18 protein-coding genes and 1 pseudogene are annotated in these 19,403 nt (G+C 67.3%); 5 read left to right on the top strand and 14 right to left on the bottom strand.

The features are described from left to right. Window positions 1–11 precede the first annotated feature (11 nt). Together AVE30378_RS17855 and AVE30378_RS17850 are read right to left on the bottom strand one after the other, a co-directional pair. Entirely contained in the window at window positions 12–770 is a 759-nt protein-coding gene (locus AVE30378_RS17855; RefSeq protein ID WP_129242211.1) for an SDR family NAD(P)-dependent oxidoreductase, read from the bottom strand. A gap of 23 nt (window positions 771–793) precedes the next feature. Beyond that, window positions 794–1,780: a Bug family tripartite tricarboxylate transporter substrate binding protein gene (locus tag AVE30378_RS17850; RefSeq protein WP_244235086.1), complete on the bottom strand. Its 987-nt coding sequence runs from the start codon at window positions 1,778–1,780 to the stop codon at window positions 794–796. 124 nt (window positions 1,781–1,904) lie between these two features. Between AVE30378_RS17850 and AVE30378_RS17845 the strand changes: the two genes are divergently transcribed. The 5 genes from AVE30378_RS17845 to AVE30378_RS17825 all read left to right on the top strand — a co-directional run bounded on the left by AVE30378_RS17845 (window position 1,905) and on the right by AVE30378_RS17825 (window position 8,064). Then, window positions 1,905–2,807 carry a LysR family transcriptional regulator gene (locus AVE30378_RS17845; protein ID WP_129242210.1) on the top strand — a complete coding sequence of 301 codons (903 nt, stop codon included), beginning with the start codon at window positions 1,905–1,907 and terminating at the stop codon, window positions 2,805–2,807. A gap of 315 nt (window positions 2,808–3,122) precedes the next feature. After that, window positions 3,123–4,424, top strand: a complete 1,302-nt coding sequence (locus AVE30378_RS17840; protein WP_129242209.1) for a UDP-N-acetylglucosamine 1-carboxyvinyltransferase — start codon at window positions 3,123–3,125, stop codon at window positions 4,422–4,424. A gap of 72 nt (window positions 4,425–4,496) precedes the next feature. After that, window positions 4,497–5,432, top strand: coding sequence for an SMP-30/gluconolactonase/LRE family protein (locus AVE30378_RS17835; protein WP_129242208.1), 936 nt, complete (start codon window positions 4,497–4,499; stop codon window positions 5,430–5,432). A gap of 177 nt (window positions 5,433–5,609) precedes the next feature. Beyond that, window positions 5,610–7,007 (top strand): HdeD family acid-resistance protein, encoded by a 1,398-nt coding sequence (locus AVE30378_RS17830; RefSeq protein WP_129242207.1) that lies wholly within the window; start codon window positions 5,610–5,612, stop codon window positions 7,005–7,007. A 16-nt stretch (window positions 7,008–7,023) separates the two neighbouring features. After that, a complete protein-coding gene (locus tag AVE30378_RS17825; protein WP_129242206.1) occupies window positions 7,024–8,064 on the top strand; it encodes an Lnb N-terminal periplasmic domain-containing protein in 1,041 nt (346 codons plus the stop codon). On the opposite strand, the pseudogene AVE30378_RS17820 reads toward AVE30378_RS17825, so the two are convergent. The 12 genes and pseudogenes from AVE30378_RS17820 to AVE30378_RS17765 form a co-directional block, all read right to left on the bottom strand. After that, window positions 8,035–8,673 (bottom strand): annotated as a pseudogene (locus AVE30378_RS17820) (SDR family NAD(P)-dependent oxidoreductase); the annotation flags it as partial. The gene AVE30378_RS17825 and the pseudogene AVE30378_RS17820 overlap by 30 nt on opposite strands. A 6-nt stretch (window positions 8,674–8,679) precedes the next feature. Then, entirely contained in the window at window positions 8,680–10,545 is a 1,866-nt protein-coding gene (locus AVE30378_RS17815) for a TRAP transporter large permease (protein ID WP_208742407.1), read from the bottom strand. Between the two features lie 13 nt (window positions 10,546–10,558). Further along, window positions 10,559–11,569 carry a TRAP transporter substrate-binding protein gene (locus AVE30378_RS17810; protein ID WP_129242203.1) on the bottom strand — a complete coding sequence of 337 codons (1,011 nt, stop codon included), beginning with the start codon at window positions 11,567–11,569 and terminating at the stop codon, window positions 10,559–10,561. A gap of 120 nt (window positions 11,570–11,689) precedes the next feature. Beyond that, window positions 11,690–12,226, bottom strand: coding sequence for a type II 3-dehydroquinate dehydratase (locus AVE30378_RS17805; RefSeq protein WP_129242202.1), 537 nt, complete (start codon window positions 12,224–12,226; stop codon window positions 11,690–11,692). A gap of 38 nt (window positions 12,227–12,264) precedes the next feature. Further along, window positions 12,265–13,020 (bottom strand): SDR family NAD(P)-dependent oxidoreductase, encoded by a 756-nt coding sequence (locus tag AVE30378_RS17800; RefSeq protein ID WP_129242201.1) that lies wholly within the window; start codon window positions 13,018–13,020, stop codon window positions 12,265–12,267. Between the two features lie 59 nt (window positions 13,021–13,079). Next, window positions 13,080–13,853, bottom strand: a complete 774-nt coding sequence (locus AVE30378_RS17795; RefSeq protein WP_129242200.1) for an SDR family NAD(P)-dependent oxidoreductase — start codon at window positions 13,851–13,853, stop codon at window positions 13,080–13,082. A gap of 36 nt (window positions 13,854–13,889) precedes the next feature. After that, window positions 13,890–14,753 carry an alpha/beta fold hydrolase gene (locus AVE30378_RS17790; RefSeq protein ID WP_129242199.1) on the bottom strand — a complete coding sequence of 288 codons (864 nt, stop codon included), beginning with the start codon at window positions 14,751–14,753 and terminating at the stop codon, window positions 13,890–13,892. Further along, window positions 14,750–15,979 carry a CaiB/BaiF CoA transferase family protein gene (locus tag AVE30378_RS17785; RefSeq protein WP_129242198.1) on the bottom strand — a complete coding sequence of 410 codons (1,230 nt, stop codon included), beginning with the start codon at window positions 15,977–15,979 and terminating at the stop codon, window positions 14,750–14,752. Before AVE30378_RS17785 ends, AVE30378_RS17790 begins: the two co-directional genes overlap by 4 nt. Then, window positions 15,976–16,785, bottom strand: coding sequence for an IclR family transcriptional regulator (locus tag AVE30378_RS17780; RefSeq protein ID WP_165360223.1), 810 nt, complete (start codon window positions 16,783–16,785; stop codon window positions 15,976–15,978). Before AVE30378_RS17780 ends, AVE30378_RS17785 begins: the two co-directional genes overlap by 4 nt. Beyond that, window positions 16,782–17,930 (bottom strand): thiolase family protein, encoded by a 1,149-nt coding sequence (locus tag AVE30378_RS17775; RefSeq protein ID WP_129242196.1) that lies wholly within the window; start codon window positions 17,928–17,930, stop codon window positions 16,782–16,784. The genes AVE30378_RS17780 and AVE30378_RS17775 overlap by 4 nt, the downstream gene beginning before the upstream one ends. A 10-nt stretch (window positions 17,931–17,940) precedes the next feature. Next, complete coding sequence (locus AVE30378_RS17770; protein ID WP_129242195.1) at window positions 17,941–18,369, bottom strand: Zn-ribbon domain-containing OB-fold protein; 429 nt, start codon at window positions 18,367–18,369, stop codon at window positions 17,941–17,943. Between the two features lie 28 nt (window positions 18,370–18,397). Further along, on the bottom strand, window positions 18,398–19,252 hold the full coding sequence (locus AVE30378_RS17765) for an alpha/beta fold hydrolase (RefSeq protein WP_129242194.1): 855 nt from the start codon (window positions 19,250–19,252) through the stop codon (window positions 18,398–18,400). Between the last annotated feature and the right edge of the window lie 151 nt (window positions 19,253–19,403).

The raw sequence follows: 19,403 nt of genomic DNA, 5'->3' as shown, positions 1-19,403 counted from the left end.
TGTCTCGCCTCTCAGTTCATCGTCATGCCGCCGTCGACCGTGATGTTCTGCCCGGTCATCATTCCCGCGCGGGGACTCAGCAGGTAGGAAACGGCGCCCGCCACATCGCCGGGCTGCAGGTCGCGGTGCAAGGCCCGCGCCTCGCGCGCGCCGGCGCGCTGGGCCTCGCGCTGCGCCGCCTCGCTCATGACACCGTCGCTCAATGTGAAGCCCGGAGAAACAGTGTTGACCCGGATGCCGGACTCGCCCAGTTCGCGCGCCAGCACGCGGGTCATGGCAAGCACCGCGCCCTTGCTGGCCACGTACTGCAACAGCAGGGGGTTGCCCTTGGCAACGGAGGCCGAGGCAATGTTGACGATGGCCCCTGTTCCTGCCTTGCGCATCGCCGGCGACACCAGACGGCAGCAATGCCATACGCCCTCTACATTGACCTCGAACACGCGCCGCCACTCTTCCGGGCTGATCTCCTCGAACGGCTTTTTCTTCAAGGAGGTATAGATGCCGGCGTTGTTCACCAGGCCATCGATGCGGCCGTGAATGGAGAGTGCCAGATCGACCATGGACTGGACCTGCGCCGGATCGCTGACATCGACGTCGCACCCATGCGCCTTGCTGCCCAAGGAGCGCGCCGCCTCCGCCGCGCCGCGCAGGTCGGCGATCAGAACATCGAAACCATCCTCGATCAACTGGCTGGCAATAGCCTTGCCGATGCCCTGGGCCGCGCCGGTCACCACCGCCAGGCGCGGGCCCTGTTGCGTACTGCTTTGCATTGTCTTCCTTCCTCTCTCTATGTTTAGTTCAGCGTGGCACCCGAGTCCTGCGCGATGCGGCCCCAGCGCTCCTTTTCCGTCACCACGAACCGGGCGAAGTCCTCCGGCGAGCTGATGACCGGTTCAGCCCCTATCGCGTTGAGTTTTTCCCTGATCTCGGGCGTATGGAACTTGGCGTTCAGAGCCTGTTCGATCTGCTTGACCAGCGGGGCCGGCATACCCTTTGGCGCCCACAGGCCGTACCAATTCGTCAGCGCATATGACGGCAACCCGGCCTCTTTCATCGTCGGCACGTCTGGCAGCATGGAAGACCGCTCGGGCGTCGTCACGGCAAGCGCCTTGAGTTTCCCGGCCTTGACGTAGGCAAGCGATGACGTCATGGAGTCGAACATCATTTGCACCTGCCCGCCCATCAAGTCGGTCAGGGCCGGCGCGCTTCCCTTGTAGGGCACGTGCAGGATGTCCACGCCCGCCTCCTTCTTGAACAGCTCGGCGGCCAGATGCGGAGCGCCGCCATTGCCGGCCGAGGCGAACGCCACTTTGCCGGGATGGTCCTTGATGTACTGGATCAGCTCGGGCACATTGTTCACCGGCAGGGAAACGGGCACCAGCAGGGCCAAGGGCACCTGAACCAGTTGCGTCACGGGGGTAAAACTGTCGATGACGTCGAAGCTCACCTGCTTGAAGATCGCGGGATAGATAACGTGGGCCGAAGCATTGACCAGCAGCGTCGCGCCGTCCGGCCGAGCCCGCGCGACCATGTCGGCCCCGACCATTCCCCCCGCGCCGGATTTGTTCTCGACCACCACCGATACGCCCAGCGAGCGGCCCAGTTCGTCGGCCGCCAAGCGTGCGGCGATATCCGTCGGACCGCCGGGCGGGTAAGGAACGATCATGCGCACCGGATTGGCCGGGTACTGGCCGGCCCAGGCCGCCGACGCGGCGAAGAACAGGATGCCCGCGCAGGCTCTGCGAAGGCGGCGCATGTCGGCATTGAAGTATTGGCTCATGTTGTCTCCTGACCCATTTCATCGTTGGAATGGAAAAGGAGTGTAGGCAGCGCTACTGCCTGAGTAAAATGCATTCGATTCGCCTTTTTATGCATTTCATACATAAATTTAGCAAGAGGCTCCTGTGCACAATTTCGACATCCTGGGGCTTGAGGCTTTTGTCGCCATCGCGGACCTGGGCAGCTTTACGCGCGCCGCCGAATACCTCCATATCTCGCAGACCGCGCTCAGCCGGCGCCTGTCCAAGCTCGAAGCCGCCGTTGGCGGCATGTTGATCGCGCGCAGCACGCGCAGCCTGCAGCTCACCCAACCGGGAACCCTCTTCCTGCCCCGCGCCCGCAGGCTGGTGCGGGAGCTCTCGGCCGCCATGCAAGAATTGAAGGACAGCACCATGCATGGCTATGGGCAGGTCGTTTTCGGCTGCCTGCCCACAATCACCGCCAACCTGCTGTCGCAGGTGATCGCGGAATATGGGCGCGCCTTCCCGCGCAACCGGCTCCAGATCCTGGACCGTTCGGCCACCGAGATCCGCGAGGCCGTGCAACGCGGCGACGCGGAGTTCGGGATATCCGTATTGCCCAAGGATACGGACGGCCTGATCCGCCATCCTCTCTTTGCCGACCCCATGGTTCTGGCTTGCCCCGTCCAGCATGCTTTCGCGCGCCGCAAAACGGTGTCATGGAGCGAACTGAGCAACCAGAGCCTGATCGGCATAGGCGCGCTGAGCGGGCTGCGCGTGCAGATCGAAATGGTGGCAAAGCAGCATGCTTTCGATATCCGGCACGCCTATGAGGTACAGCACCTGGCTACTGCGGTGGGCCTGGCGGCGGGCGGCGCGGGAATTGCCGTGCTGCCTCGGGGCGCGTGTTCGGGCCTGGGCGCCAGCGGGCTGAAGCTAATACCATTGGTCAAACCACGCGTCGAACGCATCATCGAGGTCTTCGTGCGCGAAGGACACACCCTCTCCCCGGCCGCAAAGCCGCTGTTCCAATTGCTCAAACAGCGGCTGGCCGTCCCCGCGGCGTGACCTGGCGCCCCCATGCATGCCATCGCCATCGTCGCCTTCGAGGGCATCAGCCTTTTCACCTGTCCTGGGGTGGCGATTTCGCGAGACGCTTTCCACAGGTCAGGCTGGACCGCAAGTCCCTGTATCTGGACGACGGCGAGGTCCTCACGTCGACCAGCAGCACGCCAGGTGTATTCCCCAGCCCGCCCGCGCTGGCCGGCCGCGCACGTCGCAAAAGCTCGCCCTCTGACACGATTGGCAATTCCTCCGGAATTTGGGGCGGCAAGCCGACGCTACAATTCCCGCCACCGCTTTCCAACCGCAGCGTCCTTCTTCATGTCCAACCTCATCGTCCACGGCGGCACGCCCCTGCGCGGCCGCGTCATTCCTTCGGCCAACAAGAACGCGGTGCTGCCCGTGCTGTGCGCCACTCTGCTGACCGACCAGCCGCTGCGCCTGCATGGCGTGCCGGACATCACCGACGTCCGCAAGATCCTGGACATCTTCCGCACCCTGGGCAGCGACGTCCGGCTGGACGAGGCCACGCGCACGCTGGACCTGCACCACCGCGACACGGCGTTCGACGCCGCGGAACACCGGCTGCCCGAGGAAATGCGCTCGTCGATCATGCTGGTGCCGCCGCTGCTGGCCCGCTTCGGCGTGGCGCGGCTGGAAGACAACGTCAAGGGCTGCACGCTGGGCGTGCGCGAGATCGACCCGCACGTGGACATCTTCCGCTCGTTCGGCGGCGAGGTGGAGCGCGCCAGCGGTTCGCTGCTGGTGCGCAGCAGCGGCCCGTTGAAGCCGACCCACCACTGGCTGGACTACGCCTCGGTGACCACGACCGAGAACTTCGTGCTGTGCGCCGCCGCCGCGCAGGGTGAATCCACCCTGACCAACGCTGCCTCCGAACCGCACGTGCAGGAGTTCTGCCGCTTCATGGCGATGATGGGCGCCGATATCGACGGCATCGGCACCTCGCGCCTGACGGTGCGCGGCGGCGCCCGGCTGCGGGGCGGCGAATTCACTTTCGAAGAAGACTTCCACGAAATCACCACCTTTCTCGCGCTGGGCGCGATCACGGGCGGCGACGTGGTGGTGCGCAACAGCACCCCGGGCAACTTTCCGCTGATCGACCGCACGTTCGCCAAGTTCGGCGTGCAGATCGTGCACGAAAACGGCTGGTCCCGCGCGCTGCGACAGGGGCCGCTGAAGGTGCAGACGCCCTTCACCAGCAACGTGCTGACCAAGGTCGAGGCGGCGCCGTGGCCGTACTTCCCGGTGGACCTGCTGCCGATCTTCATCGCGCTGGGCGTGTGCGCGCAGGGCAACGCCATGTTCTGGAACAAGGTCTACGACGGCGCGCTGGGCTGGACCGGAGAACTGTCGAAGTTCGGCGCGCACGTGTTCTCGTCGGACCCCCACCGGGTCATCACCTTCGGCGGCACGCCGCTGACGCCGGCGGTGGTGGAAAGCCCCTACATCATCCGGGTCGCGATCGCGCTCTTCATGATCGCCAGCAGCATCGACGGCCGCTCGGAAATCCGCAACGCCACCCCGATCCGCCGCGCGCACCCGCGCTTCGTCGAAAACCTGCGCAGCCTCGGCGTGCAGGTCGAATGGACCAGCGAGGAATAGTCCGGCCGGCCGGCGCGGGCCTATACTTTCCAGACCCGCACGCTCCGTTGCGCGAAACGGGAGGAGGTCTCCATGTGGCAGCCCAGCGAGAGCTATCCGGATCCGGCCATCGAGGTGCTCGATCCCCGTTTCCTGAAATACCGCATCGGCAACGCGGCGGTCGAGCGCCTGGCGACGGGCGCCCGCTACGGGGAAGGGCCTGTCTGGTTCGGTGACGGCAGATATCTGCTGTGGAGCGACATCCCGAACAACCGCATCATGCGATGGGACGAGGAAAGCGGCGCCGTGTCCGTCTACCGCGGCCACTCGGGCCACGCCAACGGCAACACGCGGGACCGCCACGGCCGCCTGTTGACCTGCGAACACGGCGGGCGCCGGGTGGTGCGCACGGAATACGACGGAACCTTGACGGTGCTGGCCGACCGGTACGAGGGACGGCGGCTGAACTCGCCCAACGACATCGTCGTGAAAAGCGACCATTCGATCTGGTTCACGGATCCCGTCTTCGGCATTCTCAACAATTACGAGGGATACAAGTCGGAGCCCGAACTGCCGACCCACGTGTACCGGCTCGACCCGGGCACCGGCCGACTGGAGGTGGTCGCCTCGGACATCCTGAATCCGAACGGGCTGTGCTTTTCGCCCGACGAAAGCCTACTGTACATCGCCGAAAACGGCTGCCAGCCCAACCGCATCCGGGTCTACGAAGTCCGGGACGGCCGGACGCTGGCGCAGGCGCGCACTTTCGTGGACGCGGGCGAACAGGGCATACCCGACGGCATGCGCTGCGACACGGACGGCAATGTCTGGGCCGGCTGGGGGCCGGGCCCGGGGCTGAACGGGGTGATGGTGTTCGCGCCGGACGGCGTGCCGATAGGCCGCATCGCCCTGCCCGACCGCTGCGCCAACCTGTGCTTCGGCGGCGCCCGGCGCAACCGGCTCTTCATGGCGGCCGGCCAATGCCTCTACGCGCTGTACGTGGACGCGGCGGGCGCCGCGCGCCCCTGAGGGCCGGCCCGCGGTGCGGCGAAACATTCCTTAACGCGATGGGCAGGATATCCCATTGACGGGAGTTGTCCCGGCCCTTATTTTCGACCGAGCGGGTCCCCGCCATGACGCGGCAGCCGCAAGCAGGAAAATCCACCGCATCCCCTCCCCGGATACGCGAAAGGAGCCCCGAGAACAATGGGTCATCTGGTCTTATTGCTGCTTGGCGTCGACTATCTGCGCAAGCGCGCCCGCGCCCTGGCGGTCGCCGGCTGGCTGTTCCTGGTCGCCGGCATCGCGGTTTTCGTCGACGCGCTGGACAACGCCATTTATTTCCCGCTGAACTTCTTCGCCGCGCTCTTCGTGATCGAGGGCCTGGCGACGCTGGCCATCGCCAAGTCGGGAGTGGGAGGACAGCGGGTGCTGCGCTATGCCAAAGGGATCATGGTGCTGGCCGCGGGCGTCCTGGTCCTGGCCGGCCACCACCACGGGCACTTCGTGCTGTCCATGATTTTCGGCCTGCTGTTCCTGGTCGACGGGCTGATGCAATGCTCCGCCGCGTATGTCGTGCGCTATGAACGCTGGCGCTACGTGTTCGCATCCGGCGTGGCCGAGATACTGCTGGCGATCTTCTTTTTCCAGCCCTACCCCACCCATTACGTGGGCACCGTGCCGTACTGCCTGGGACTGTTCCTGGCGTTCTCGGGGTTGAAGCTGCTGGCGCTGGCGCACCGCGTCCGCCGCCTGGACTCCAACCCCGCCCTGGACGCCAACCCGCATCCGGACTTCATGCCGACCCGAGCCGGCGCCTCGGCGCAAACGGTATTCGACGGGCCGCCGCTGGCATCCGAGCGCGCGCTGACGGTCCACGTCTGGACGCCATCCGGTTCGGCCAAGACGGAGACGCGCAATTATCCGGTGGTGGACCGCTACATCGCGGCCGTCGACGTCAACGGCGTGGTGTCCACCGGCCACGCCGCGATGGAATCGCCCGAGGGCGTGTACATCAGCCTGTATCCGGCGCAGGAGATCGACCATTCCCCCGAACAGTTCGGCACGCTGTTGCGCGCCACGGCCGACAACAACGTGCCCGGCGTGTTCCAGCCCGATTACCCGACCGAGTCCCGGGCCTGGTGCCCGTCCACGATGCAGGTGCGCATCCGCAATTACGACGCGGCCAAACTACAGGCATTCTGGGACGGCTACCGCCAAAACACGACCTACAACCTCACCCACCGCAACTGCTCCAGTTCCGTGTCCAACGGCCTGGAAGCGGCGCTGGACGGCGTAGTGGGCCGCCTGCACGGCCCCGGGGCCGGATGGCGGGTGCTGCTGCGCCTGCTGCTGACGCCGGAACTCTGGGTGGCGGCGCAGATCCGCAAGCGCGCCCTGACCATGGCCTGGACCCCGGGCCTGACGCTGGACTATGCGCGCGCGCTCAGCATGCTGGCCGACCCGCGCCCCTTCGGCTGGTGGAAGATGTCGCAGGCGGCCGTCCGCCAGATTTCCCAGTTGCGCGCCGGCTGGCGCAGCCAGGACCGCGAGGCCGCCGCCCGCAACGCGCGCGGCGAATCCTCGCAAGCGGAAGCCCGGTGATGGCCGCGGCAGCGCCATGATCCTCCAGGCCGCGATCGGATTGGCCGTGCTGGCCGGGGCGGGCTGGGGCGCACTCGCCTTCTGGTTCCAGCCCCCGCTGGGACGGCGCGCGCGCGCCGTCCCGCCCGCGGCCTGGCTGGCGCTGGCGGCCGCGGCGCTGGCCGGCCTGGCGCGCGGCAGTTTCCTCCTTGCCGGACTGTTCGGCGTCCTGCTGCTGGCCTTGCTGGCCTGGTGGCGGCTGAGCGTGCGCCCGTCCAACGAACGCCAGTGGATGCCCGAGGTCGCCCGCCAGACCCACGGTTCGGTGGATGGCGGCATCGTCACCCTGCACAACGTCCGCAACTTCGACTGGCGCTCGCGCACCGACTACGGAGAACGCTGGGAGACCCGCGTCTACGACCTGTCGCGCCTGGCTTCGGTGGACCTGGCGCTGTCCTATTGGGGCCGGCCCGCGATCGCCCACGCCATGGTGTCGTTCGGCTTCGACGACGGGCAGTACCTGATGTTCTCGGTCGAGATCCGCCGCAAGCTGAACGACACGTTCTCGGAGATCGGCGGATTCTTCCGGCAATACGAACTGGCGGTGCTGGCCTCTACCGAGGAAGACAGCCTGCGCGTGCGCACCAACGTGCGCGGCGAGGACGGCTACCTGTACCGGGTGCGCATGCCCGAAGGCGCGGCCCGCGAACTGCTGCTGTCGTACGTGGCCACGGCCAACCGGCTGGTGCGCAAGCCCCGCTTCTACAATTCGCTGACGGCCAACTGCGCCACCATCGTGTACCGCCTGGCCGACCAGGTCGTGCCCGGGCTGCCGATGGACTACCGGCTGCTGTTGTCGGGCTACCTGCCGGAATATCTCTACAGCCTGGGCGCGCTTCAAGGCGCGGACAGCCCCCAGGCGTACCGGCGCGCCGGCAACTACACCGAACGGGCCCGCGCGACCCGGGACGCCTCCCAGTACTCCCGCAACATCCGCCTTGGCGTGCCGGGCGTGACGGCAAGGCTGCCGAATGGGACGGCGGGCTTGCTACGTCAGGTTCAGCCCCCCATCCGATAGCAGGATTTCCCCGGTCAGGTAGTCAGAACCCACCAGCAATGAAACGGCCTGGGCGATATCCTCGGGACTGGCCGCCCGGCGCATCGGCGAGCGCTCTTTCCAAAGCTGCTGCGCCTGCGTCCAGTCCGCCGTAAGCGGCGTATCGACCAAGCCCGGCGCGACGGCGTTCACGCGGATGTCCGGGGCCAGGGAAAGCGCAAGCAGGCGGGTAACGTGGTTCAACGCCGCCTTGGTCGCGGCGTAAGGAATGGATGCGCCCTTGGGCCGGACGCCAGCGTGCGAACTGACGTTGACGACGCAGCCGGGCCTGCCGCGCGCCGCGGCATCGCGCAGCGCGGATTGCGCCTGCGCCACCAGGCGGAAAGGGGCAACGACGTTGACTTCATGCAATTGCTGCCAGACGTCCGGCGTGGCCGCGGCCAGATCCGCATGCGGGATGACGCGGCTGATCCCGGCGTTGTTGACCAGGACGTCGAGCCGCCCCCACACCGCGATCGCCTCGCGGACCAGCTTCACCCGGTCCGCGTCATTGGCCAGATCAGCCTGCACGTGGGCGGCCGACCCCAGCTCGGCCGCCAGCGCCCGCCCCGCCTCGACCGAGCTGCGCGATTGCTTTCAGAGAAAGCCGATCGAGAACCAGGGGAACACCGCCACCACGATCAACCCCAGCAGCAGCGCGCCCATGTAGCCCCAGATGTGCCGCATGCCTTCGTCGGGCGTGATCCGGCTGATCGCGCACGCGGAGTAATAGCCCACGCCGAACGGCGGCGCGAACAGGCCCAGGCCCATCGAAAGAACGACCACCATGGCGTAGTGGATTTCGTTGACGCCCATGGTCTGCGCGATCGGGAACATCAAGGGCCCGAACAGCACGATGGCGGGAATGCCTTCGAGCAGGCTGCCCAGCACAATGAACGCCAGGATCGAAACGGCCAGGAACATCCCTCGTCCGCCGGGCAGGTCGGCCATGAACGCGGCCAGGCTCTGCGAGAAGCCCGATTGCGTCAGGGCCCAGGCCATGCCCGTGGCCGCGCCGATGATCAGCAGGATCGCCCCGGAGAGCGACGCGGTGTCCACCAGCATCTTTTTCAGGCGCCGCCATTCGAACTGGCGGTAGATGAAGATGCCGGCCAGCACTGAATAGACAATGCCGATGGTCGACACTTCGGTCGCCGTGGCCACACCTTCGATCACCGCGGCGCGGATCACGAAGGGCAAGGCGATGGCCGGCAAGGCGATCACCAGGGTGCGCAGGATGTGGCGGCCGGTCGCGCGCTCGATGTTCGAGAGGTCTTCGCCACGATGGCGCCACCAGACGACCAGGCACAGCATCGCGCCCAGCACCACGGCCGGCATCAGCCCGCCGGTGAAGAGCGCCGCGATCGACACGCCGGTCACCGAGCCGATCGTGATCAGCACCAGGCTGGGCGGCACCGTTTCCGTCTGCGCGCCCGTGGCCGACAGCAGCGCGACCAGGTCGCCCCGGTTCGCCCCGCGCTTTTCCATTTCCGGAAACAGCACCGGCGCGATGGCCGCCATGTCGGCCGCTTTCGACCCCGAGATGCCCGACACCAGGTACATCGCCCCGATCAGCACGTACGACAAGCCGCCCCGGACGTGCCCCAGCAAGCTGGCCAGGAAACCGACCATGGCCCGGGCCATGCCCGTCATCTCGATCAGCAGGCCCAGGAACACGAACAAGGGAACGGCAAGCAGGATCAGGTGCGACATCCCCTCGTCCATGCGCCCCACGACCACCATCAAGGGCATGGTGGTCGTGAGCGCCAGGTAGCCGAAGGTGGCCAGGCCGAAGCAGAACGCGATGGGCACGCCCATCAGCACGGTCAGCCCGACCACGCCCACGAAGAAGATAAGCAGGTTGATGTTGCCCAGGCCCATGAGCATCGGCTGCAGCAGGTACATGACGACGCACAAGGCCGTCACGCCCGCGACGGCCGCGAGCACCATGCGCACATTGCCATGGGTCAGGAGGCGCAGCACGGCCACCACCGCCATCAGCACCACCCCGACCGGAAGCGCCGCCGCGCGCCAGGAGTTCATGATTTCCAGCGCGGACGTCGTGATGAACGACTCCTCGACCGCATACTCGTACGAAGGAGCGACGATCAGCACCAGGAACGCCAGCGAAGCGGCGATCGCCACCACGTCGAACAGCGCGCGCCAGCCGGGCGTGGCGGCATTGACCAGGGCGGTCATGCGCATGTGCTCGCCGCGGCGGAACGCCACCACGGCCCCGAGCATGGCCAACCAGAGGAACAGGATAGACGCCAGTTCGTCCGACCAGACCAACGGATGATGCAGGACATAGCGCGACACCACGCCCGCGAACAGGACGGCGATTTCCGCGATGACCAGCAATGCGACCGGGATTTCAACCAATGCGCCGATCGCCCGGTCCACCCATCCCAGGAACCGTCGTCCGGCGGTGTCAGCCGCCTGACCCGGCGGTTGGATATGCATAGGGGCGCTCATTTCAGCTCAGCGCTCCCGCGTACTTTTCCAGGATGCTCCAAGCCTCGGGACCGAACTTCTGCTTCCAGTCGGCGTAGTACCCCGAAGCCGCCAGCTTCTGGCGGAACGCGTCGATTTCGATGTCGTTGAACTTCAGGCCCTTGGCGCCCAGGCTGTCGCGCAGGCTCAGTTCCTGCTTGGCCATGTCGGCGCGCTGGTCCAGCGCCGATTGGTCGAAGTGCTTGGAAACGACCGCCTGCAAGTCCGCCGGCAGGCGGCCCCAGGCGCGGCGGTTGCCCAGCACCCAGTACGCGTCCCACATATGGTTGGTCAGGGCGCAGTATTGCTGCACCTCGAACAGGCGGTTGGTTTCGATGATGACCAGCGGGTTTTCCTGCCCGTTGACCACCTTCGTCTGCAACGACGTGTACAGCTCGGAGAAGTTGATGGCGGTGGGGCTGGCGCCAAAGCCCTTGAACAACGACACCCACATCGGGCTGGCCGGCACCCGGATCTTGAAGCCGTCGAAGTCGCCCGGCGTCAGGATCGGCTTTTCGCTGCTGGTGACCTGGCGGTAGCCGCTGGTCCATACCTTGGGCATGGTGATCAGGCCGGACTTCTCGATCTGCTTGCGCAGGTAGCCGCCCAACTCACCGTCCATGGCGCTCAGCGCCGTGTTCGTGTCCTTGAACGCAAACCCCACGCCCGGCAACGCGCAATGCGCGACCAGCGGCGCGACGAGCTGGGTGGAATACATAAAGAACTCCAGCGCGCCCGAGCGCAACTGGCCCAGCATGTCGGGGCCGGCGCCCAACTGGTTGTTCGGGAACAGGCGGATCTCGACGCGCCCGCCGGTCTCTTCCTTGATGCGTTCCGCCGCTTCCAGCGTGCGCACGTTGCACGGGTGCGAGGCCGGCGTGTCGCTGGCGATCTTGAATATGAATTCAGCCGCGCGCGCATAGCGCGGCAGCAGGGCCGAACCGGCCAATGCCGCGGCACCGGCGATGATCTGACGACGGGTAAAGGTCTGCATGAGAGTGTCTCCTAGTTCTTCCTTCTCCGGCCCGCGGGCGATAGGGCCGCGGGACCGTGGGAAGCGTCATTGATGTGTACCGGCGCTGGCCCCAGGCGGCGCCGGACCGGTTGCTTCGGCTCAGGACTCGGCCTGCGCGCCCAGAAAATCCGCATCGTCCAGGCTCAGGGTCAGCGCCACCAGCGCGCCGATGTAGCTGTACTGCCGCATTCCCATGCACAGGCCGGTGGCCGTGTGCGTAAAGCTGGAATTGATGCTGCCTCCGCCCAGGCCGCGGGCGGCGCCCGCGGACGCGGAGATGTTGGAAAAATGGACTTCCATCACGGGGCGGCCGGTATCCTCGAGCGCATGGCGCACGCCCTCGCCGACCGTCGTCAGGCCGGCCGGGTTGATGATGTAGCCGTCGACCCGGTCGGCCGAGGCATGGATGAATTCGAGAATGTCGCCCTGGTGGTTGGAGGAAAAGCTCTCCACTTCCACGCCCAGTTGCTTACCGAAATCGGCGACATACGCCTTCAGTTCATCCAGCGAGCCGATCTTGCCGTATACCTTCTTGCTGCGCGCGCCCAGGTTGGACATGTTCGGGCCGTCTATCACCGCGATACGGTGGCGGCGGCCGCCTTCGCGGGCGAAGCTTGCTTGGAATGCGTTGGTCATTGTTGTCTCCTTTGCGGGAATCCGGGATGACGCGCCGGTCAGTTGAACCGCAGGCCGGCGTCCACGTTGAGCGTCTGGCCGGTGATGTACTTGCTCGCGTCGGAAGCCAGGAACATCGTGGCGCCGATCATGTCGCTGACGTCGCCCTTGCGCTTGAGCGCCTGCGCGGACAGGATCGCGTCCCATTGTTCGGGCTTGATGGTGTCGCGCGGCACTTCCGTGACGATGCCGTGGGGGCTGATCGCGTTGACGTTGATGCCGTCGTCGCCCAGTTCCGTGGCCAGGGCGCGCGTCAGCGCCACCACCGCGCCCTTGGAGGCCACGTAGTGCGCGTAGTTCGCCCGGCCGGTCACCACCACGCTGGAAGAGATGTTGATGATCTTGCCGTAGCCCTTGGCGCGCATGGGCTTGGCCACGGCCTGGGCGCAGAAAAAGACGCCGCGGGCGTTCACCGCCATCACGCGGTCCCATTCATCGCCGTCGATTTCCTCGAACGGCTTCATCTTCAGCGTCGAGAAAATGGCGGCGTTGTTGATCAGCACGTCCACGCTGCCGAAGGCGGCCAGCGTCTGCGCCACCAGCGCATCGGCGCTGGCCTTGTCCGCCACGTCCACCTGCACGGCCAGCGCCCGTCCGCCGGCCGCCTTGATTTCCGCTTCCACGTTCTGCGCGGCCGCGATGTTCAGGTCGGCGACGACGACGGCGGCGCCCTCTTTCGAGAACTCGTGCGCGTAAGCGCGCCCGATGCCCTGGCCCGCGCCGGTGATGACGACGACTTTGTTGTTGAATTCCATGAGGTTTCCTTACTTGACTGTGCGATGTTTGATAGAAAATTCGGTGCGCGGCGCGCGCCTCAGCGCGGCATGCGCAAGGCGGTCATGCCGCCGTCCAGATTCAGGATCGTGCCGGTCGTGGAACGCGCCGACGGGCGCGCAAGGTACACCACCGCCTCCGCCACTTCACGCGGATCCACCATCCTGCCGGTGGGCTGGCGCGCCTCGAACTGCGCGCGCTTGGCCGCCGGGTCGGGCGCCTGGGCGGCCAACTGCGACATGAACGGGGTATCGACCGTGCCCGGCGCTATGGCATTGACGCGTATGCCTTCGCTGACGAAATCCGCCGCCATCGCCAGGGTCATCGACTGGATGGCGCCTTTGCTGGCCGAGTACAGGGCGCGCTGCGGCAGGCCATTGACCGCGGTGCAGGACGACATATTCACGATGCAGGCGGCTGGCGCGCGGCGCAGGTAGGGCAGCGCGGCGCGGGTCGAACGCATCTGGCCCATGACATTGATGTCCAGGATGCGGTGCCAATCGGCGTCGGACCCGTCCTCGATGGTGCCCACGAAGCTCACCCCGGCGTTGTTGACCAGGATATCGATCCGGCCTTGCTGTTCTCCAAAAGCGTGCACCGCCGCATTCAGCGCCTGCTGATCGCGCACATCGGCGATCAGCGCCTGCGCGCCCGCGGGCACGCCCTCGGCCGTCATGTCCACCGAAGCGACAACGCAGCCCCGCTCAAGCAGCACCTGCACCACGGCCTGCCCGATGCCCGCGGCGCCGCCGGTCACCACGGCCACCAGGCCTTCCATTTCCGGGCCGCGGGCGGCATTCAAGTTTTCTGTCATAGCGATTCTCTGTTTCTCGTTCCTGGCGGCGCCGGCTCAGCGCGGCGCCTCGTTCCCGCCGCAACGGCTCCAATGCGCCGCCAGCAGCCGCGCCAGCGCCTCGGGCGCCGTCAGCGGCAACATATGTCCGTGTCCGGCTATCGTTTCAACCCTTGCGGCCTCGCCCGCGCCCGGCAGGCCTTGGCCAGCCCGCAGCGCATCGCAGATGGCCTGGAGCGCCGGCGGCGGCGTGGACAGATCCAGCGCGCCAGCCACGCACAGGGTCGGAGGCAGGGCCGCCGCCAGATCCGCGTATCCGCCGAACGACGCCAGCGCCCGCCACGCCGCGGCGAATCCCGCGGGCGCCATGGCGTGCAAGGCAGAACGGGCGTAGGCGATGGCATCGGCGTTGCCGGCCGATCCGTCCGGCCCGAACCAGCGCGCCAGCGTCGGCGCCACTACCGCGTCCATACCGCCGTCGAGCGCGGCCTGGCCCCGCTCGACGAATACCGGCATGCCTGTCGTCGGCGTCGCCACCAGCGTCAGGGAAGCCACCTTGCCCGGCGCGCTTGCCGCCGCGCAGGCGGCGACCGCGCCGCCCATCGAGTGCCCCAGGACATGCACCGGGCCTGGCGCGAGGTCCAATGCCCGCAAGGCGTCGGCCACGCAATCGGCGAAGGTGAAGTCCGTGGCCCCCGCCGCCGCGCCGTGCCCGAGCTGGTCATAGGAAATGAGCCGCCACCCTTTGGGCAGGGCGCGCCAGAGCGCGGCGAAGGCGCGCCCGTCCAGGCCCAGCGAATGCAGCATCAGCGCCGTGCCGGCGCTGGCATCGCCGCATTCGTGCCAACGGTCCGGCGCGAATGCGGCGGCCGCGGGCCCCTCGCCCCGGTTCAGGACTGGTACGGCAGTTTGCGCGTTCATTGCGCCGCGCCCACCCTGCCCGCCAGCACCTGGCGCGCGCGCAAGGCGCCGACCGCGTCGGCCGGCAAGTCCAGCCACGCCGACAGCACGGCCTCGGCATCGGCGCCCAGGCGCGGCGGATACGTCGCCTCCACGCAGCCGGAACCCGTGAATTTGATCGGGTTGCCCACCACTTCGATCTCGTGCTGCTCCGAAGCCAGCGGCAGCACCATGCCGCGCCCGGACTGCCGCGCGTCTTCCAGCGCCTCGGGCACGGTCTTGATCAGCGCCACCGGCACGCCGCAGGCATTGAGCGGTTCGATCCAGTCGGCCGCGGCGCGCTTGAGGAAAGCGGCCTCGAGCAAGGGCCACAGCGCCAGCCGGTTCTCCAGGCGCGCCGCGCCGCTGGCAAAACTGGGGTCTTCCGCCAGCTCGGGGCATTCCAGCGCCTGGCACAGTCCGCGCCACATGCGTTCCGTATTGGCCGTCACCACCAGCTCGCGGCCGTCGCCGCCCACGAAGGAGCGATACGTCGGGATCGAGTCGTGGCGCGCGCCCTGCGGCTGCGGCACGACGCCGGCCACCAGCGCGTAGGTACTCTGGTAGGACAGCATGGCAAGCTGGCAGTCGAGCATGGAGACATCGATGGCGCGTCCCTGCCCTTCGCGTTCGCGGTCGGCCAGGGCCGCGTTGATGGCGATGGCGCAATACATGCCGGCCACCATGTCGCCCGCCGGGATGCCCAGGCGCACGGCCGGGCGGCCCGGTTCGCCGGTCAGGCTCATCACGCCGGACAGGGCCTGCACGATCATGTCGTAGGCGGGCCGGTCGCGCCACGGGCCGGTCTGCCCGAATCCGCTGACCGAGGCCCAGATCAACTTTGGGTGCTGGGCGCGCAGCGCGTCGATATCCAGGCCAATGCGCTGGGCGACGCCCGGGCGGTAGTTCTCCACCACCACGTCGGCGCGCGCGATCATGCGCTTGACCAGGGCCAGGCCTTCCGCCTGCTTCATGTCGACGGCGATGCTGCGCTTGTTGCGGTTGATGCCCAGGTAGTACGCGCTGTCCTCGTCCACGAAGTGCGGCGGGATGGCGCGGCTGGAATCGCCGTCTGGCGCTTCCACCTTGACGACCTCCGCGCCCAGGTCGGCCAGGATCTGCGTGCAGAACGGGCCCGACAGAAACGTCGTGAGGTCCAGAATCCGGTAGCCGGCCAACGGCTCGGCAACCTTGTTTGCTTCTTTCATACGTTGGAACTTCCCAGATCGCGCGACAACGCTTGCGCGCGCGATACGATTTCACGTCCGATCGCTTCGATGCTGGCGTGCGGCATCCTGCTTTTCGGAGAGGTCAGACAAATGCACCCGATCACCCCGCCCGGACCGAACACCGGCGCCGCGATGCCGCGCGCGTCAGGCAGCTTTTCGCTTTCGCTGACCGCGTAGCCCCGCGCGCGCACTTGCGCGAGCTCGTCCTGCAGGACCGAAAGCGCGGGCGGCGTCGCGCCCGTGCCGGGGGACGCCCCTTCTTCGGAAAGGATCGCCTCGATCTCCCCGGGCGGCAGGTACGCCAGCACCGCCTTGCCGGAAGCGCCCCACACCAGGGACAGCGGCCGATGCAGGTCGATCTGGTACTTGAGCTTTTGCTGGCCGTCGGCGCGCGCGGCAAAACTCAGCGCGCGCTCGGTGGGCACATACAGGCCGAACAGAACGGTCTCGTCGAAGGCGTTGGCGATGGCCTGGATGAAAGGCTGCGCCAGCGCCGGCGTGGACACGGAATCCAGCACCCGGGCCGCCACGCGATAGAACTGCGGGCCGATGGAGTATTGGTGGCCGACGGCCGAGGCCTCGACGAAACCGTCCTGCTTGAGCAACTGGAGCAAGCGATGCGCCGTGGACGGCGCCACGCCCATCTGCTCGGCGATCTGCTTGACCGTTACGCTGGAGCCCGCGTCGGCCAGCACGGTCAACAGGCGCAAGGCCCGGCTGACCGTCCCGGTGGACGACGCGGCCTCCGGGGCCGCCTGATCCGGCACCGCGCCAGCGCGCTTCATTGGGCGACCTGCTCGAACAGATGCACGGTGCATGCGCCATGATCCAGGCCGGCGATGCCGCCGCCCGTCACGTGGCTCAGCCCCACGCGGGCGTTTTCGACCTGGCGCGCGCCTGCCTGGCCCGTCAATTGCCAGTACATTTCCACCGCCTGAGCGACACCGCTGGCGCCCACCGGATGTCCCTTGGACAGCAGCCCGCCGCTGGGATTGACGACCACTTCGCCGCCGTAGGTGCTCTTGCCGTCAAGCAGGTAGCCCGCCGACTCGCCCGGCTGGCACAGGCCCAGCGCTTCGTAGTACACCAGCTCGGCAATGGTGAAGGCGTCGTGCAGTTCGATCACATCGACATCCTTCGGACCGATGCCTGCCATTTCGTAGGCGTCGCGCGCCGAATCGAAAGTGATCTCGGGACGCAGCATGTCGCGGTAGCCCAGCGTCACCGAACCCGAATGCAGGATCGACGCGGCAATGCGCACCGCCGGGCGTCCCAGGCGACGGCGCACGGCGTCCGACACCAGCAGCACGGCGGCCGCGCCATCGCCCGTGGGGCAGCATTGCATCAGCGTCAGCGGATCGCAGATGGGACGCGAGTTCAGCACCTCTTCGGCCGTGACGGCGCTGCGGAACTGGGCATAGGGATTGCGGGCGCCATGGCGGCGCGCCTTCACGCTGACTTCGGCCAGCACCTCCGGGCCCACCCCGCGTTCGTGCAGATAGCGGCGCGCGCGCATGGCGTACATCGCCGGCATCACCATGCCCTGGCGCACTTCCGGATCTTCGGCCACCAGCGGCAGCGTGCCGCCGCCGAACTGCGTGAGCTTGTCCACGCCGATCACGAGAATCACGTCGTGGCGGCCCGCGGCGATGTCTTTGTACGCCAGGTGCAGGGCCGTGGCCCCGCCCGAGCAGGCGTTGTCCACGTTGCTGACCGGCACCGAACTGATGCCCAATTCCTTGACGATGCGCTGGCCGGTCAACATGCCGCCGAACGCGTGCCCGCACACGACGGCGTCCACTTCGCCGGGCGCCACGCCCGCGTCGCGCAGCGCATTGAGCACGGCGGGCAGCGCCAGGCCTGAATAGCTCGACTCCCGGTATTTGCCCATCGGGATCATGGCCGCGCCTACGATGAATGCTTCGCTCATGGTTTCTTCCTTATCGGGCGGCGACGGGCGCGACGAACCAGCTTTCGCCGTCGGTACGCAGTTCTACGGGCAGGTCGCAGCGCAGTTCCTCGGCCTGGGCGTGGACGGCGGCCAGGACGCGCACGCCGTTTTCCAGGTCGACATAGCCGATGGTGTACGGCACCTGGCGGCTCGAGGACACGTGCACGGTCGAATACGAATACAGCGTGCCCAGGGGGCCGAAGCTCACCGGCTCCATGTCGCGCGCCCCTGTTTCAATGCAGACCTCGCGGCGCGGAAACGCCAGGCTGCCCGACGAGCGCGACCGGCTGCCGCGCAGCATCACGACGCCATCGCGCACTTCGAAATCCGGTTCGCCCGTTGCGGCCATGTCCTTGAACGGCAGCGCGTCGGCGGTAAAGCCCGCGCCGCCTGTCTGGCCGATGTTTTCAGCTTGCATGCTTGTAGATCCTTCTGCTTTCGGAATATCAGGAGTTGGGCGCGAGAGGCCGCGCGGCGCCTTCGCCGGGGACGCGGGCGCTTGCGCGCCAGAAGCGCAGCAGCTCGGCGGCGAAACGGGCCGGGTCTTCGACGGGCGGCGTATGGCCGGCCCGCTCGAAGGTCACATGGCGGCTGCCTGCGACCCGGTCGGCGATGTACTGCATGTCCTCGGGCCGCTTGGCCCGGTCGCCCTGGCCGCTGCACAACAGTACCGGCATGTCCAGCCCGGGCAGCAGCGGCTCATAGCCGGGCCGGGAAAACACGCCATGCACCGCATCGGCCACGCTGCGCGGCAGGGCCGCGAAATGCGCGCGCCACCGGGCCCGCGCCTGCGCGTCGCCCTGCTGCATGAAGTGTTCGCTGAACATGGTGGCCATCAAGGTGTCGACCAGCCTGGCCGGCCCCTGCTCGCGCAAGGCCGCTTCCAGGGCATCGAAGCGCTCGGGCTGCCGCTCGGCATGCGCGGTGCAGCAGGACAGCGTCAGCGTGCGCAGCAAGTCCGGCCGCAATGCCGCCATCTGCAGGGCCACATAGCCGCCCATGGAACTGCCCACCACGTGCGCCGGCCCGCCGACGCGCGCCTCGATCAGGGCGATGGTGTCCTGGGCCAGGCGCAGCATGGACGCCGGCTGCGCGCCCGCGCTGCTTGCGCCCTGCCCGCGGTGGTCGACCGCCAGCACGGCGTAGTCGCCGCCCAGGCGAGGCACCACCGCGTCGAACATGTCCGCGCCGAAGAACAGGGAATGCAGCATGACCACCGGTTGCGCGTCCGCTTGCCGCGCAGGCCAGCTTGCATAGCTGAGTTGCGCGCCATCGTTCGTCAGGAAGGTCGATCTTTGCATTGCTGCCTCATCCGGCGCGCCGCGTGCAGGATCGCCGCGGCGCTTTCTATTATTTCCAAGATTCCGTTTAACGGAATCACATTCCTTTTAATGGAACAGGCGAAATTCTATGCCCGCGCAATGTCAGTGGACATAAGTAGAAACCCTAGGT

Origin of the sequence: Achromobacter veterisilvae, assembly GCF_900496975.1 — a bacterium.
In the GTDB taxonomy this organism is placed as follows: Bacteria; Pseudomonadota; Gammaproteobacteria; order Burkholderiales; family Burkholderiaceae_B; genus Achromobacter; species Achromobacter veterisilvae.
The sequence above is the reverse complement of the archived record's forward strand: the minus strand, read 5'-3'. Positions and strand labels throughout refer to the sequence as shown.

Bases quoted from the DNA above. Each gene is read 5' to 3' on its own strand.
- AVE30378_RS17835 (WP_129242208.1), top strand. From the start codon at position 4,497: ATGTGGCAGCCCAGCGAGAGCTATCCGGATCCGGCCATCGAGGTGCTC.
- AVE30378_RS17810 (WP_129242203.1), bottom strand. From the start codon at position 11,569: ATGCAGACCTTTACCCGTCGTCAGATCATCGCCGGTGCCGCGGCATTG.
- AVE30378_RS17780 (WP_165360223.1), bottom strand. From the start codon at position 16,785: ATGAAGCGCGCTGGCGCGGTGCCGGATCAGGCGGCCCCGGAGGCCGCG.
- AVE30378_RS17840 (WP_129242209.1), top strand. From the start codon at position 3,123: ATGTCCAACCTCATCGTCCACGGCGGCACGCCCCTGCGCGGCCGCGTC.
- AVE30378_RS17770 (WP_129242195.1), bottom strand. From the start codon at position 18,369: ATGCAAGCTGAAAACATCGGCCAGACAGGCGGCGCGGGCTTTACCGCC.
- AVE30378_RS17765 (WP_129242194.1), bottom strand. From the start codon at position 19,252: ATGCAAAGATCGACCTTCCTGACGAACGATGGCGCGCAACTCAGCTAT.
- AVE30378_RS17815 (WP_208742407.1), bottom strand. From the start codon at position 10,545: ATGCATATCCAACCGCCGGGTCAGGCGGCTGACACCGCCGGACGACGG.
- AVE30378_RS17795 (WP_129242200.1), bottom strand. From the start codon at position 13,853: ATGACAGAAAACTTGAATGCCGCCCGCGGCCCGGAAATGGAAGGCCTG.
- AVE30378_RS17790 (WP_129242199.1), bottom strand. From the start codon at position 14,753: ATGAACGCGCAAACTGCCGTACCAGTCCTGAACCGGGGCGAGGGGCCC.
- AVE30378_RS17830 (WP_129242207.1), top strand. From the start codon at position 5,610: ATGGGTCATCTGGTCTTATTGCTGCTTGGCGTCGACTATCTGCGCAAG.
- AVE30378_RS17850 (WP_244235086.1), bottom strand. From the start codon at position 1,780: ATGAGCCAATACTTCAATGCCGACATGCGCCGCCTTCGCAGAGCCTGC.
- AVE30378_RS17775 (WP_129242196.1), bottom strand. From the start codon at position 17,930: ATGAGCGAAGCATTCATCGTAGGCGCGGCCATGATCCCGATGGGCAAA.
- AVE30378_RS17785 (WP_129242198.1), bottom strand. From the start codon at position 15,979: ATGAAAGAAGCAAACAAGGTTGCCGAGCCGTTGGCCGGCTACCGGATT.
- AVE30378_RS17855 (WP_129242211.1), bottom strand. From the start codon at position 770: ATGCAAAGCAGTACGCAACAGGGCCCGCGCCTGGCGGTGGTGACCGGC.
- AVE30378_RS17805 (WP_129242202.1), bottom strand. From the start codon at position 12,226: ATGACCAACGCATTCCAAGCAAGCTTCGCCCGCGAAGGCGGCCGCCGC.
- AVE30378_RS17825 (WP_129242206.1), top strand. From the start codon at position 7,024: ATGATCCTCCAGGCCGCGATCGGATTGGCCGTGCTGGCCGGGGCGGGC.
- AVE30378_RS17800 (WP_129242201.1), bottom strand. From the start codon at position 13,020: ATGGAATTCAACAACAAAGTCGTCGTCATCACCGGCGCGGGCCAGGGC.